The following is a 13,713-nucleotide window of genomic DNA, read 5'->3' as shown; positions in this document are numbered from 1 at the left end:
CGACGCTGTTAACGTCCGCCCTTACCACCTGCTGATGGTGCAATCTTATTAGCAGTTGTGATCCGCGCGCCATCATGTAATAGCTGCACACCGTCAACCACAATCCGTTCACCGCTATTAATACCGCTTTTAATGATCATGTTAGGCCCAATGGTCTGACCAACCATAACCTTTTTCTGTACGGCTACCAGTTTCTTTACCTTTTTTATAGCGGAATCGGCGCCGGCTTTAGGATTATTCATCAAGCTATCCTTCGCGGTATACACAAAGTATTCGCCCATTTGCTCAACCACAGCTTTGCCAGGAACCAACAACTGCGGACCTTTCTCCTGGTTGTGAACCCGTACCACGCAGCTCATGCCCACCCTAAGCATACCTTTGGGATTTGGAAACACCAACCTGATAGTAATTGAGCCTGTTTGCGAATTAACCGCACGATCTATAACCGAAATTTTTCCGTTTACCGGGTAAAGTGAGTTGTCGGCCAGTAAAATGGTGAAAAGCGAATCGGTAGTTTGATGTTTGTTTTGCTGTAGCAATTCAAAACGGGGTAGTTGTTTTTCGTTGATCACAAAATCAACAGCCATCGGATCATCGGTAGATATAGTATTCAATATTGTTGATCCGCTTGTAACCACATTACCCAGTTTTACCTGGCTAAAACCTATGGTGCCGTCAAAAGGCGCATATACCGTAGCGTAGTTTAAGTTTGTTTTGGCTGTTTTTACAGCTTGGTCTGCCGATTTAACCTGGCTTTGTGAATTTTGCAGCGTAATTACCGCGTGATCGTAAAGCTGTTTGGCAACCGCGTTATACTTATTTAAATATTCATAACGGTCGGCATCTTGCTGCGACTGTACCAAAGTACCTTCGGTTACCTTGCGGTTTGCTACCGCGGCATCATAGCTGTCCTGGTATATACGTCTGTCGATTTCGTATAACTTCTGACCTTTTTTTACATGAGTACCTTCAGTAAAAAATATACCTGTTACGGCACCCTGAACCTGCGGAAGCAGTGTAACCTGGCTCAGCGCGGCGGTGGTTGAAGGGTATTGATCGTAATACAACACATGCTTCTCCTTAACCTTAAATAGGTTAACTGGAATTTCAGAATTAACGGGTGGTTGCTTTTTATTGCACGCTGCCAGAATAATAAGGCTTATAAAAATGGCATTTAAAAATACTCTTTTCATTGAGTTTGTTTTTTATATTAATAAGTAATATCTCCCATTGCTTTTTCCAGATCAATTTTGCTCGAAAGCAGCTGGAACAGCGCGTTGGTGTAATTTATTTCTGCGGTAATTAAGTTCGTTTCGGCGGTTATAACATTCAGGTAAGCCACAATGCCCTGTTTGTATTGGAGGTCGACCACAAAGTAAACCCGTTTGGCCATGGCCACATTTTTTTGCTGAATATTAAAGTTGTAAAGGTTACTTCTGTAATCGGCTAATCCGGTGGCGTACTCTTTATGTAATTGCAGTTTCAAATCTGCTTCGTCCCAACCAATCAGTTGCTCTTGTAAATGCGATTTGTGCAAATTATGCAAACGGGCAAAACCGGTAAATATGGGTATGCTGATCGATAGGCCCACCAACGAACTTGGGTAGGCTTTGGATAAGAGACTCGGAAAATTATTGTTCGCGAACTGAGCGCTGTAGTTAAAAAATCCGGATACAGTGGGTAAAAACTGATACCTGTAATAGCTGCTTAATTGAAGTTGCAGATCTTTCCGGGTTTTGATCTGTTGATACTCTATACGTTTTTCATATTCTAATTGCCGTGTAGTATCGATCTGGATGTCATTCATCATTTGTACCGTGTCGATACTTACATTGAAATCCTTGGCGGGCTCGTAACCCATGAGCTGTTTTAATGCTGCATATTGAGGGACAATGTTCTCGTTGGCCTGTTTGAGCTGAGCCCTGGAATTGTTGAGGGTAATAGTGGCCTGCAGATAATCTGTTTCGTCTACAATCCCTCCTTTGTATTGATGATAGGTATCACGAAGATTTTTACCCAGGCGGGTGGTGTCTTCTTTTAAAACGTTGATCTGCTGCAAGGTAAGCAATACGTTATAGAACGACTTGCTCACTGCCGATACCAGGTATATTTTAGTACTATCGGTTATTTGCTGGGCCTGTTTAACCAGCAGGGGGGCAGTTTTAGCCGCATATAATAAATTAGGACTTACTATGGCCTGTGTAATGGCCAGTTCAGGGATAAATGTATTGGAATAACTTGACCGGACATTACTGGTTGAGCCGGTGCTTGTACCTGTACTGCCTGTGGTGCTACCGCCAGTACCTACACCTGTTGAAATATTGGCATTGGACTGCTGTATATAATGGATGAGATTGCCATTGGCATTGGCCTGCGGCAACCAAGCCGATAAATTAATAGCGTTGGTTGTTTTGGCGATATCGACATTGATCAGCGATTTATTCAGCGCTGGCTGATGGATCAAAGCGTAATCGATACACTGTTTCAATGTTAGATACTGATCGCCACCGTTGCCTGGGTTTGTAGCATTGGGCATAACAGGAAAGCCAACTTTATTGGTATCCGGGATATTATCCGGAACGGGGAACGATTTGGGTTTCCGTTTACCATTTTGCGCATGGGCGCTTAAAGATAAAAATAACATACCCGCGATTACAACGGAAAGGTTGCGTTTTATATTAAAATGTATTTTATTCATTTTAAAACATATTGTTTGTGCATTTACTAAATGCTTTATTCAGCTATATTTAGTTTTATCAGGAGATGTTTCGGTTGATAATTTTTCCTGCTTGTTTTATGAGCAACAAATTTTAAAAACCAAATGAATGAGTTGAGACAGACACGTTATTTTCCAAAAATGAAAATACGGGCATATCATAAATTGAAATTTCTATCAATCAGATGTTTCAATTAATTATGGGAAGAAATAGCAGGAGTGGATCAAATTCTAAGCGTACACAGTCTCAGATAAGAACTTGGCGATAGAATACCCGGCTGACTTAAATAAGTGTCGCGCTTTTTAATTATGGCCAGCGAGATGAGGCCGCCTAAAAAAAATGATAAAATAAAAACAAAAATCTTATCCGGAGGAGTTATTAAAGCTTTGCGATTGTTTTCGATGCCTCGTTGAAATAGTATCCTTGCATTACCCGCGCTTTGATTTTTATGAAGAAGATCTATACTTGAAGATGACAGGGATTTGTTGATCTGGGTATAGAATCTAGGCATAGACGCGATATGGATCAAAGATGCAGCCTGGTATATCACTAAAAGTGATAAAACAATGTATTGCCTTATGATTTGTTTCCGCGATTTCAAAATACAATTTTAATTGTTGTAAAAATACAGTTTTAACTATAAACTATTTTGTAAATATTTAGATACAAAAAATAATAACTGAAATACAAACAGATTATCCCAATTTCCTGATCAATTCGCCCAGTATCTCAAAACTTCGTCCTACCTCGTCGTCAAAAGGTATCCCAAAGCTGATGCGTATAAAATTGGTGAACCGGGCGTCCGTAGTAAATATTTGCCCCGGGGCAATACTGATGTTTTGAGTTATGGCTGCCTGATAAAGTTCCAATGCGTTAATTTTTTTATTAAGCTCAATCCATAAAGTATAACCTCCCTGGGGCTGGCTTATTTTAATGTCTGCCGGAAAATATGTAGTAATGGCTTGGGTGTACCTTAGGCATTGTGTATGCAGGGCTTTACGAAGTTTGCGCATGTGTAAATCATACCGCCCGGTTTCAAAGAATAAGGCAATAGCTGCCTGTGTAGGCGTGGTTGATGTTACGGTATGCATCATTTTGATATTAATGACCTGATCTTTAAAGCGGCCGGGTATACACCACCCAACCCGGTAACCCGGAGCAATTGACTTGGAAACAGAAGAACAAAGCATTACCCAGCCTTCGGTATCAAAGCTTTTGCAAGTACGGGGTCTGCTCTTACCAAAATAAATCTCTCCGTAAATGTCATCTTCTATCAAAGGTATTTGTTTATTGCTCAGTAGAGTAACCAATTGTTGCTTACGATGGTCGGGTATGCAGCTACCTACCGGATTACTAAAGTTGGGTATAAAAAGGCAGGCTTTAATAGCTACTTTATCTATAGCCTGAGCTAAATAATCTATATCCACACCATTACGCGGATCAACAGGAATCTCCAGTACATGAAGGCCCAGGCTTAGCATCACATTGAATATACCAAAATAAGTAGGGCTTTCTATCGCCACGGTATCGCCCGGCTGGGTAACAGCCCGCAAACAAAATAGCAGGGCTTCCATGCAACCATGAGTGGTTACCACATCATTTTCGGTAACATGGCTACCCCAGTTAAAGGCATTCTTAGCTATCTGTTTACGTAAAGAAATATTTCCCTGACCATACTCATAATTGGTACCGGCAGATGGGTTTTTACGCAGAGCTTCCATCATAGAGCGGCTAAGTTTTGATACAGGTATCAAACTTAAATGAGGTGCAGATTGAGATAAGCGTAAAACACTTTCTTTGGTCATATTGGTATGAACCATGGATATCAGCTCACTTACATTAGTCTGCTCCAGACTTTTTATAGGCGGTTTACTTTCCGGAGCTCTGGTTAATTGCGATGGAGAAAACCGGACATAATAGCCAGATTTTGGCCGGGCCTCAATCATGCCCATGTTTTCCAGTTCAACATAGGCTTTAAAGGCCGTGCTTATACTGATATTTTGTCCCTGGCTTAATGCGCGTACCGAGGGCAGCTTGTCGCCGGTTTTGAGCAGGCCTTCTCTAATCTGTTTTTCAATACGACCGGAGATCCTGGCATATAAAAATTCATTATCGGTAAAAACGGTTGTTGTTCCCATTTAATATAATCTGTTATGTCCAAAATTAATAATTCTGCATCTGTTTTGTTATTAATCTGAGCCATTACTTTGTATGATAAAAATTATTCAATTACTTGCTATGGAAATTACACCATTAAGTCCACAGGAAATACAGCAGTTAAGGGCTGAAACTAAAGGAACTGCCGAAAGAATACACTTCAACAATGCAGGTTCTTCTTTACCACCCGACGTAGTTGTTGAAACAGTGATCAATTACTTACAGGAAGAGGCAACTCATGGCGGTTATGAAACCGAAGATAAGTATGAAAAAGAAATGGAGCATACTTATGATCTGATTGCAAAACTCATCAATGCCAACAGGGATGAAGTTGCGGTTATGGAGAATGCAAGTATGGCCTGGGGTGTGGTATTTAATGGCATTACTTTTAATGCGGGCGATGAGATCATTACTTCGGAGATGGAATATTTGAGCAATTTAATGGGGTTTATAAATGCGCAGAAAACCCATGGTGTAAAGATAATTGTGATACCAACCGATGAGCAGGGTAATTTCCCGGTACAGGCGTTGGAGTACGCTATTTCGCCCAGGACTAAATTGATCGCTATTACACATATAGCATCAACAGCGGGTACCATTATCCCGGTTGTTGAAATAGGGAAGATAGCGCGCAAGCACCAGATATTATATCTGGTTGATGCTTGTCAGAGTATTGGGCAGCTTCCGGTAGATGTACAGGAAATAGATTGTGATATGCTTGCGGTAACCGGGCGAAAATACTTGCGCGCACCCCGTGGAACCGGTTTTTTGTACGTCAGAAAAGAAGTTCAGAATAAATTGAAATTAATACTGATGGATGGTTTCACCGCAGAATGGGTTTCAGAAAATGATTACGAAATAAGAAACGATTGCAGGCGCTTTGAGCTTACAGAAAAGAATAAAGCTGTTTTTTTAGGCTTTAGTAAAGCCATCGAATATATACTAAATATTGGTGTACAGCGTACCTGGCCCCGTATACAGCAGTTGGCCGCCTCCATGCGCAAACAATTAGAGGGAATTGACGGTATAAGAGTTCACGATAAAGGCGATCAGCAATGTGGTATTGTAACCTTTTTAGTACTGGGAATGGATAGCGCAACCGTAAAAAACAAAATGGCCGAAAAGCGGATCAACGTATCAGTAGGTAAAGCCAAATCAACACTTATTTATATGAACAGGTATCAATTAAGCAGTGTAGTAAGAGCTTCGGTACATTATTACAATACAGAAGAAGAGATCGATGCTATGTGCCGGGTATTAATAAATATCATGATAACCGAGGCAGAGAAGAACGAATTATTAAAAGGAGTATTATAGCAGTATAATACTAAAAATAGATATCTGCCCGCCATTCAATATCTGCCTGGTTACTAGTCAATAGTTTCCGGGCTTTTTTGTTGTAATTAACTTTAAGTGATGTTGTTACAGTGTATTTTACGAAAACGATTGCGCAAATAAAATCGGCAAATTGTTGCAATATTATCTTTTAGTTAAATAGTTTTGATAGGATGTTACAGTGCTTATTGCCTGTACTATAATCAATTAACCAAATGGAAGTCAGTACTCATTTGGAGCTTAAACCGCAATAAATACATCAATAAATTATTAATTAAAAATTTAACGGAATTGAAAAAGTAACACATTTCGCAGGGCATTGCCATGCTTGTACATTTCATTTATATCCGCTTTAACCTTACAAAAGCAGATAAATGAGCTTGAGTTTTACAGTTGAAAACCGCTGCAGCAAATCATCAACTTTTAACTATAACCAATTTATCATTTAAAACCTGTATTATGAAAAAGAACGTTTTAAGATCGGGAGCAGCAGCTATCATGCTTATCGGTCTCTCGCTTACCTCCTGCAAAAAGGGAGCGAATGCACCAAACAATGTTAATGACAAACCAGTTGTAAACGGCCCAAACCTGGCTGTAGACGCGGTCAATAGCACCTTTGCGATGGACTGGAACAACCGTACCAACGGCGCTACTTACACTCAGGCGCAAGCCAATGCCGATTTGGGGAACACCAGTTCATGGAATGATCGTGCTTACACTACCAACGGTAAGGATAACACGGTAGGCAGCCGCATTACGCTACTGCCTGGTCAGCTTTCCGGCGCTGGCGGCCTGGTGACTAATACCAGCATTGGTGCAGGTTCAGCCTATGAAATGGACTACGATGTAAAATTCCATAGCCAGTTTAATTGGAGCCGTGGCGGTAAAGTAGGCTTTGGTTTTGGTATTGGCGAACATAACACGGGCGGCGACGCTGCCTGGGACGGTAACGGCGGAACCTTGCGGTTAATGTGGTATTCGCCTGATTCCAATCCAAACCGGGTTTATTTTCAGCCATATCTTTATTATAAGGATATGAATGGTGGCCCGTCATCAGGAAACAACTTTGGCGATACCTTTGGTAAATCATATCCATCAAGCGGCGCCCTGGTTAAAGGCCAATGGTATCATGTACATTTATACATTAAAAGTAATACGGGCAGTAATACCAATGGCCACGCACAGATCGTGATTGACGGTACTGTTGTGCTCGACCAGGATATCCGGTGGACAACCAACGACTCTAAACGAATGATAGACCAGTTAACCTGGCACACATTCAGAGGCGGGAGTCAGGACTATTGGACAGCCAGTACTACTGATTATATCTATTATGATAACCTTAGTGTGCACCGCATAAGCACAAACTAAATTTGAACATTTGGCCCTGCTCCGCTAATTAGTGGGGTAGGGCTATTTTTATAAGAAGATAGTATTACTTCGGCTAGATGTTCCCAGTTGTTGATGACCATATCCAACCCCAGTATCCCTGCTATCATGGTATAAATTTGAGCTGGGGTTTTTCCGATTTGGCGCAGGTAAAGTACAGAAGTTGCCCCAGCCGATTTGGAAAGTTTTTGGCTCAGCTCATCTGTAAGTAAAGGATGATGATAAAAAGTAATATCCAGAAACTCGTTTTTACCCAAAGCCAGTGCTAGTTCGTGCTGGGCCAAAGTAGACGACCAAAGATCCTGCCCGCGGATGATCAGATCAACCCCATAATGCAGATCGTCTATGACTGAAGTAAGCTGATAGGCCGGAAACCCGTCTTTTTTCCGGATCACGAAATTTTGCATATCCGCCGGTAAAATGGTAGTAATGGTTTGTCCGTCGTAGCCTCGAATGCTTAACTCCCGGGTTTTATGAGTATGGAAGCGCCATGCTGCGTCTTTGGTATCCAGGGGGATTTTACGGTCGAAACAAGTGCAGGCTTCTTTTGCAAGCTGTTTGCGGGAGCATGTGCAGGCAAACACTACTCCATTATCCTTTAATTGTTCAATAGCCTCCAGGTAGAGCGACAGCCTGTGTATTTGCGAGTAGCTATCCTTAAACTCTTCGGCATTACGAGGCCCTTCATCCCATGGTATTTCTAAAAAGTGCAGTGTGTCAAAAATGTCCTGTATGTATTTTTCATCAGTTCGGGTCTGATCGATATCGTCAATTCTTAACAACACTTTGGCCCCGTGCTGCTTTGCCAGTGCAGCGGTAAGGGCAAATGACATTATATTACCCAAATGCAAAAAGCCACTTGGCGTAGGTGCTATACGGGTTTTATTAAAATGGATAAGCTGGCCTGACATTTATTTTCTGAACTTTATATACTAACTTCATCCAAAATAATACAAAAACCTGTTCCGGAAAGAAAATATCCATCCCTTATTATTTATTGCAACTATTTGCCAAAATATAACGTCTTCTAAAAAACAATCGAATTATGAAAAGAAAAATCTTTATCCTGTTTGTATCAGCCATGACCATGCTGACTTTAAATAGCTTCGCCCAAAGCGGGCAAACCAGATCCGTATCAGGCTTTAGCAGCATTGAATCGGGTGGCCCTTTTAATGTACATATTAAAATTACCGGTACCGAAAGCGTTCGTCTGGACATTGATGACGATGTAATAAATGACGTTAAAACCGAGGTTGAAGGCGGTGTTTTAAAAATAGGCTTCCGTAATAACTTCTCGTTACGCAATCATAACATTAAACGGGGTGATATTTATGTTACTGCCAAATCGCTCAGCGCATTAGCTAATAGTGGCTCTGGCAACCTGGATCTGGATGGTGTATTAACCGGTCAAAATGTTAAAGTAATACTCAGCGGGTCAGGTAATATGCGTGTTGCCGTAAAAGCATCCACTTTAGAAACGCGCATTAGCGGTTCAGGAGGTATTCACCTTAAAGGCAGTACCAACGAGGCTGAATTTCGTATTAGCGGTTCGGGCGAGATCAATGGCAGGGACTTAACTGCAGAAACCCTTGCGGCTACTATCAGTGGCTCAGGTAGTATTTCTATCATCGCTAACAAAACCGTATCCGCACGTATTACCGGTTCTGGAGGTGTAACCTACTCCGGAAACGCTACCATAGCCGATACCAAATACACCGGCTCGGGCAGGGTGAATAAAGTAAATTAATATCCCTTATTTTATAGAAACAGAAAGACCGTTGGCATGGCGCTAACGGTTTTTCTGTTTTGGGTAAGTCTGCCAAATTAACGGTATGGTTAGTGATTGGCAATTGTCCTAACCTCAACGGTATTTCCTTCTCCCTGTAAAACAGGACAGCCTTTTGCAAATTCAACGGCCTCGTCAACGGTATCAGCTTTTACAATAATGTAGCCCCCTATGGTTTCTTTGATTTCGCCGAAAGGTCCATTGGTAACTGTTTTGTTGGCATGCACAACCCGGGCGTCATCAAAGGGTAACCCGGTGCCGCTTACAAATTTGTTTTTGGCTGCAATGGTGGTTATCCAATCCATGGTTTGTTTCATCCAGATTTGTATTTGCTCCGGTGAGGCCACTTTTTGGCCGTCTTCATGTCTGAAAATTAATGCGTACTCTTTCATTTTTTTTAATTTTTAATGGTTTTCTGATTAATGAATTATACCACCATATCAAGCGGACTTTCACCAATTGGACACCCATTTAGAAAAAAAATAAATTATGAAAATGCAGTACGCTGGGGGCTGTATGATCTCTGGATACAACTTATTTGACCCTGCCCATCGGAAATTTGATGGCGCGTTGTTTCCCTTTGTATGTCCCAGAAATTTCGGCCGCCACGCTGTCTTTGCTCATGCGGTTATACGTGATCTTTTGAGGGAAGTCGTGTTCTGGATTCTCAAAAACAAAACCATCGGCCGATACTGTGGTCATGGTGAAAATTACCGGCTTGCCATCATTTTGATTTTTAACGGTAGGGATATAATACAGGTTACCATGATGCTCTTCCAGGCGGACGTCTTCGGCGGATAAGGTATCCAGCCCACTTAATTGGTAACTTTTACCCAGATAGGTAGAGTCGTTCAGTTTTTTCCAACTCTCCATAGTTATACCCCTTCGTGTTTTGTTTTACCAGTTACCTAATAGCCAGGCAGCTTTTTTAAGCTGAGAATGAGGCGTACCAGTATGCTGTGCGAAGCATAGGTAGGCAGATGATACGTTTGAAATGATGAGGATCAGCAGGAACTTCTTCATATACAGGATGACTTAGGTTATTTCATTTATAAAGATAAGGCGTAATAAGCAATTGTTTAGTCCTTAGTTTATATCAATGATCGTAGCTGATTATCCGGGTAATTTTCCACTCATTGTTTTTGTATTGCCAAACGTGTAAAAATTTCATCAGGCCAACTACTTCTTTTCCATTTTCCATATGGGTGAATCTGTGCATACCCACCTCAATGGCACCATAGTCTTTAATCGGATAAACTTCCAGGCTGCCTTTCACCAGCTCTCTTTTCATACCTGAGACTTTATTTTGAACGAAGATTCTTTCAAAAGCCTGGATGTTTTGCTCATAATTGGTGAGGCCGCCTAAGTCATGATAAAACTCTAAGTTTTCAGAAAATACTTTTTTTAACGTTTGTATATCATGGTTATTATAGGCATCAAAACAAACGCTATCCATATGTAAAATGGTATTGTACAACTGTTGGTCCACATGTTTTTGTGTGGCCTGGGCTTGTACATTATTGCCCCAAAATATGCAGGATAGTAAAAATGCTATAGCTATCAGGAAACGGTATGTCGGTGTTTTCATGGTTTTTATTTTATTGACGCTTGTAGCTGCTTCCCCGTTACAAAAAATCATTGACTGATGAGCAATTTCCGGAAAGCGGTGCTATCACCCCTGAATATATTAAAATCAACTTTTTGATTGATACCATTGATGCGCGCTTTATCAGAATGTTGCCAAAACTGCCAGTTGGTTTTGTTGCTGATATTTAACACCGGCTGATAATAGTGCGCTATCCAAAGTGTATAATCATCAAAATAGCCTTGCAGATAATCCTGGTAAAAGCTGATGTTAGTATAAATAATGGGCTTGACACCTGTTTTATTTTCAATATGATTGATAAAGGACGTCAGTTGCTCGCGCATTTTGGCGGGAGCTGTTCTGTAAAGCTGTTCTACATCAACCACCATGGGCAGATCGCCTTTTTCTATCTTTACGGTTTGCAGAAAGAACCTGGCCTGCCAGACACCACTTTTCTGCGGCAGAAAGTAATGATAGGCTCCGCATATGATCCCGGCTTTAGGTGCTTCGCGCCAGTTACGTTGAAAATAGGGGTCCACACTTAAAACGCCCTCTGTAGCCTTAATAAAGGCAAAAGTGACGTGTACATCATCATCATTCATGGCTTTTACCTTTTGCCAGTTTATTTTGCCCTGGTACGATGATACATCAATACCGTGAACCGTAAAACCTGCCGGGATACGTACATTAAAATTTTTATAGGTGCGATAGCGGGTATCCTGCCCAATATCCAATACCCAGCGCCAGGTGGCGCTAAAACTCCGCAATACATAACCGTAGTAAAAGGGCGAAAGCAGGATGAGCAGTAATCCGGCTATGGCTATTCGCCAGTATATGACATTTTTTTGCTCCTTTTTCTTTTGAGTTGCGGTTTTTCTTTTAGCAGGAGCTTTTTTTTTCACCGGGACAAAGGGGTTTGGGATTTCGGTAACTTTTTTCTCGGTAGGTGACACGCTGCAAATTTACAAAAATGCCCCGATAAGCCCATCACTCCGCTATAATATATTGCGCGGGTTATTTTTGATATGGGCTATTTTGAGCTGAAACATCTGAGCCATTTTACCTGCGCGCCACTTGGCCTCATCTGCTTTTGGTCCCAGAAACAGGCTATCTGCCGTGGCCGAGAACAGGTTAAGCCATGCCTCAAAGTGCTGCTCATCCACCGGTAAGTTGGCATGAGGCGGAAAAGGAGCCCCATTGTAAGTGTATTGCTCCAGCAATACGGTTTGCCAAAAGGTGTACATTTTTTGTAGATGCGGCAGCCAGTGCCCGCCCAGGCGCTCGGTAAATATGGGAGCCAGCAGGGCATCAGCAGCTACCCGGGTATAAAAAGTATCTACCAGTAGTTTGATATCATCCAGGGTGGTTATATCGTGCTTGGGCTTCATGTTTTACGCGCTACAAAAATGTGGTTTTGTGTCGACAAATATTTAACGTCGAAGTAATTTTTGATAGATCTGTTTTTCTGATAATAGGACCGAAAGCCACTTCAAAAACTTTTTAAACCTTAAATTTTAACACTTTTCTGCTCAAAAACGGGGTAAAAGACGTCGAAAACTGCTCGAAAACCCTCATTTTAACACTTTTTAACAAATTTTAACACGATTTTAATACGTTTTGAAAACTTTAAAAAGTATTAAGTATTTGATTGTTAATTTAATACACGAAAAGCGGTCGGTTTTTGGCCTGCTTTTGTCCTTAATAAAACAGCCCGCTGCTCTGGGTAAAAGAGCAGCGGGCTGTGATTTATACAATGTACGAAAATTTATTGGGACACCGGGTGGCGAAGTTTGGTATAGTTAAATGCAGCTATGACCGGGTGAGGTGATAGCCGCTTACTTCAAATACTTATCCAGATACCCACTTTTTTTCAGGAAAACGGTGTAATTCTTAATATTCAGGATGTCATAAATGGCCTGTTTTTTATCCGTAGCCTTAGCGTAATAGTGGGCGGTGATCTGGTAGCCCATCCAGTAGCCCAGGTCGTTGGGGCGGTCGTCTTTTTTGGAAGTTCCGTAAAGCCAATCGTTACGCTCGGTGCCGTTCATGATGGACACAAACTCTTTGCAAAGCCGGTCGGTATGCGCATTCCCATAATTGTTCGCGGCATCGTCGCCACGTGTTCCGGATATCAGTTCGCCTATAAAATCGGCGCTGCCTTCTATTATACTTTGCTGTAACAGGGTTGGGTTTTCGCCAGTTAAATTTTGTTGAAAGTGAATTAGCTCATGGGCTACAATCCCCGGCAGGCCATCAATATTGTTTTGCATTTCGGCACCAATAAATAAACCCTGATCACCGGAAGTTCCGCCCGAATTATATGCCCCGATCACAAAATAAACCGGAGGAAATTTTGCCAGGGGATACAGATATTTTAAAGCATAAAAGGTACTGCGGCATTGTTTTTCCTTTTCTTTTATGCGCAGGGTGCTGGTCCTTACTTTCTCATAATCAGCTTGCCGTTTTTTGACCATTTTGTATAAGTTATCGGCACTTCGGATACGGTAAGGGGTAAAACCCTTTACGCCATCGCTACCGATGTCGATATATTCTTTGCCAAAAGTGTTAATGGAGGTGTCTTTTTTAAAATGATCAAAAGCTTTCCAAAAATTGTCGATATCGCCGGTTACAAAGCGGGCGCTGTCGGGCGAGTTGGAGAAGCCGCTTTGTGCAAAGCTATGTATGTAAAAACCGAGTAGGAGGGAGCTGAGGATAATGGGTTTAAGGTGTTGATGCATGGTGAG

Annotated in this window: 14 protein-coding genes; 3 read left to right on the top strand and 11 right to left on the bottom strand. The window is 41.6% G+C overall.

Going from position 1 to position 13,713, the window contains the following annotated elements; translation table 11 throughout:
- Positions 1-8: 8 nt before the first annotated feature.
- The 3 genes from BW976_RS09195 to BW976_RS09180 form a co-directional block, all read right to left on the bottom strand.
- The gene (locus tag BW976_RS09195) at positions 9-1,193 is read right to left on the bottom strand and encodes an efflux RND transporter periplasmic adaptor subunit (RefSeq protein ID WP_076372651.1); all 1,185 of its coding nucleotides are present in this window, start codon (positions 1,191-1,193) and stop codon (positions 9-11) included.
- 17 nt (positions 1,194-1,210) lie between these two features.
- Positions 1,211-2,698 carry a TolC family protein gene (locus BW976_RS09190; RefSeq protein WP_076372649.1) on the bottom strand — a complete coding sequence of 496 codons (1,488 nt, stop codon included), beginning with the start codon at positions 2,696-2,698 and terminating at the stop codon, positions 1,211-1,213.
- A 714-nt stretch (positions 2,699-3,412) separates the two neighbouring features.
- A complete protein-coding gene (locus BW976_RS09180) occupies positions 3,413-4,855 on the bottom strand; it encodes an aminotransferase-like domain-containing protein (protein WP_076372645.1) in 1,443 nt (480 codons plus the stop codon).
- A gap of 73 nt (positions 4,856-4,928) precedes the next feature.
- On the opposite strand from BW976_RS09180, the gene BW976_RS09175 reads away from it, so the two are divergent.
- Positions 4,929-6,191: an aminotransferase class V-fold PLP-dependent enzyme gene (locus BW976_RS09175; RefSeq protein WP_245834669.1), complete on the top strand. Its 1,263-nt coding sequence runs from the start codon at positions 4,929-4,931 to the stop codon at positions 6,189-6,191.
- Positions 6,192-6,668: 477 nt separating this feature from the next.
- Positions 6,669-7,580: a polysaccharide lyase gene (locus BW976_RS09170; protein WP_139332256.1), complete on the top strand. Its 912-nt coding sequence runs from the start codon at positions 6,669-6,671 to the stop codon at positions 7,578-7,580.
- Here BW976_RS09170 and BW976_RS09165 read toward each other — a convergent pair.
- The gene (locus BW976_RS09165) at positions 7,577-8,509 is read right to left on the bottom strand and encodes a glutamate--tRNA ligase family protein (RefSeq protein WP_076372641.1); all 933 of its coding nucleotides are present in this window, start codon (positions 8,507-8,509) and stop codon (positions 7,577-7,579) included. The genes BW976_RS09170 and BW976_RS09165 overlap by 4 nt on opposite strands.
- A gap of 134 nt (positions 8,510-8,643) precedes the next feature.
- Here BW976_RS09165 and BW976_RS09160 point away from each other — a divergent pair, with 134 nt between their 5' ends.
- Positions 8,644-9,345: a head GIN domain-containing protein gene (locus tag BW976_RS09160; RefSeq protein ID WP_076372639.1), complete on the top strand. Its 702-nt coding sequence runs from the start codon at positions 8,644-8,646 to the stop codon at positions 9,343-9,345.
- A gap of 89 nt (positions 9,346-9,434) precedes the next feature.
- On the opposite strand, the gene BW976_RS09155 is transcribed toward BW976_RS09160, so the two are convergent.
- From BW976_RS09155 to BW976_RS09125, 7 genes are all read right to left on the bottom strand, one after another.
- Positions 9,435-9,776 carry a YciI family protein gene (locus BW976_RS09155; RefSeq protein ID WP_076372637.1) on the bottom strand — a complete coding sequence of 114 codons (342 nt, stop codon included), beginning with the start codon at positions 9,774-9,776 and terminating at the stop codon, positions 9,435-9,437.
- Between the two features lie 142 nt (positions 9,777-9,918).
- Positions 9,919-10,257: a DUF6265 family protein gene (locus BW976_RS09150; protein WP_084192132.1), complete on the bottom strand. Its 339-nt coding sequence runs from the start codon at positions 10,255-10,257 to the stop codon at positions 9,919-9,921.
- Between the two features lie 24 nt (positions 10,258-10,281).
- A complete protein-coding gene (locus BW976_RS29885; protein WP_260170823.1) occupies positions 10,282-10,407 on the bottom strand; it encodes a hypothetical protein in 126 nt (41 codons plus the stop codon).
- Between the two features lie 73 nt (positions 10,408-10,480).
- Entirely contained in the window at positions 10,481-10,972 is a 492-nt protein-coding gene (locus BW976_RS09145) for a nuclear transport factor 2 family protein (RefSeq protein WP_076372836.1), read from the bottom strand.
- A 47-nt stretch (positions 10,973-11,019) separates the two neighbouring features.
- Positions 11,020-11,922: a glycoside hydrolase family 25 protein gene (locus BW976_RS09140; RefSeq protein WP_245834668.1), complete on the bottom strand. Its 903-nt coding sequence runs from the start codon at positions 11,920-11,922 to the stop codon at positions 11,020-11,022.
- Between the two features lie 42 nt (positions 11,923-11,964).
- Positions 11,965-12,357 (bottom strand): group III truncated hemoglobin, encoded by a 393-nt coding sequence (locus BW976_RS09135; protein ID WP_076372635.1) that lies wholly within the window; start codon positions 12,355-12,357, stop codon positions 11,965-11,967.
- A 447-nt stretch (positions 12,358-12,804) separates the two neighbouring features.
- Complete coding sequence (locus tag BW976_RS09125) at positions 12,805-13,707, bottom strand: DUF2268 domain-containing putative Zn-dependent protease (RefSeq protein ID WP_076372631.1); 903 nt, start codon at positions 13,705-13,707, stop codon at positions 12,805-12,807.
- Positions 13,708-13,713 lie beyond the last annotated feature (6 nt).

The organism is Mucilaginibacter lappiensis (assembly GCF_900155965.1).
GTDB lineage: Bacteria > Bacteroidota > Bacteroidia > Sphingobacteriales > Sphingobacteriaceae > Mucilaginibacter > Mucilaginibacter lappiensis.
Note: the sequence above shows the minus strand (reverse complement) of the source record. Positions and strands in the feature narration are given on the sequence as shown.

What these genes read in the sequence shown, in the direction of transcription:
- BW976_RS09195 (WP_076372651.1), bottom strand. Translation starts at nt 1,193, where the DNA reads ATGAAAAGAGTATTTTTAAATGCCATTTTTATAAGCCTTATTATTCTG.
- BW976_RS09190 (WP_076372649.1), bottom strand. Translation starts at nt 2,698, where the DNA reads ATGAATAAAATACATTTTAATATAAAACGCAACCTTTCCGTTGTAATC.
- BW976_RS09180 (WP_076372645.1), bottom strand. Translation starts at nt 4,855, where the DNA reads ATGGGAACAACAACCGTTTTTACCGATAATGAATTTTTATATGCCAGG.
- BW976_RS09175 (WP_245834669.1), top strand. Translation starts at nt 4,929, where the DNA reads ATGATAAAAATTATTCAATTACTTGCTATGGAAATTACACCATTAAGT.
- BW976_RS09170 (WP_139332256.1), top strand. Translation starts at nt 6,669, where the DNA reads ATGAAAAAGAACGTTTTAAGATCGGGAGCAGCAGCTATCATGCTTATC.
- BW976_RS09165 (WP_076372641.1), bottom strand. Translation starts at nt 8,509, where the DNA reads ATGTCAGGCCAGCTTATCCATTTTAATAAAACCCGTATAGCACCTACG.
- BW976_RS09160 (WP_076372639.1), top strand. Translation starts at nt 8,644, where the DNA reads ATGAAAAGAAAAATCTTTATCCTGTTTGTATCAGCCATGACCATGCTG.
- BW976_RS09155 (WP_076372637.1), bottom strand. Translation starts at nt 9,776, where the DNA reads ATGAAAGAGTACGCATTAATTTTCAGACATGAAGACGGCCAAAAAGTG.
- BW976_RS09150 (WP_084192132.1), bottom strand. Translation starts at nt 10,257, where the DNA reads ATGGAGAGTTGGAAAAAACTGAACGACTCTACCTATCTGGGTAAAAGT.
- BW976_RS29885 (WP_260170823.1), bottom strand. Translation starts at nt 10,407, where the DNA reads ATGAAGAAGTTCCTGCTGATCCTCATCATTTCAAACGTATCATCTGCC.
- BW976_RS09145 (WP_076372836.1), bottom strand. Translation starts at nt 10,972, where the DNA reads ATGAAAACACCGACATACCGTTTCCTGATAGCTATAGCATTTTTACTA.
- BW976_RS09135 (WP_076372635.1), bottom strand. Translation starts at nt 12,357, where the DNA reads ATGAAGCCCAAGCACGATATAACCACCCTGGATGATATCAAACTACTG.
- BW976_RS09125 (WP_076372631.1), bottom strand. Translation starts at nt 13,707, where the DNA reads ATGCATCAACACCTTAAACCCATTATCCTCAGCTCCCTCCTACTCGGT.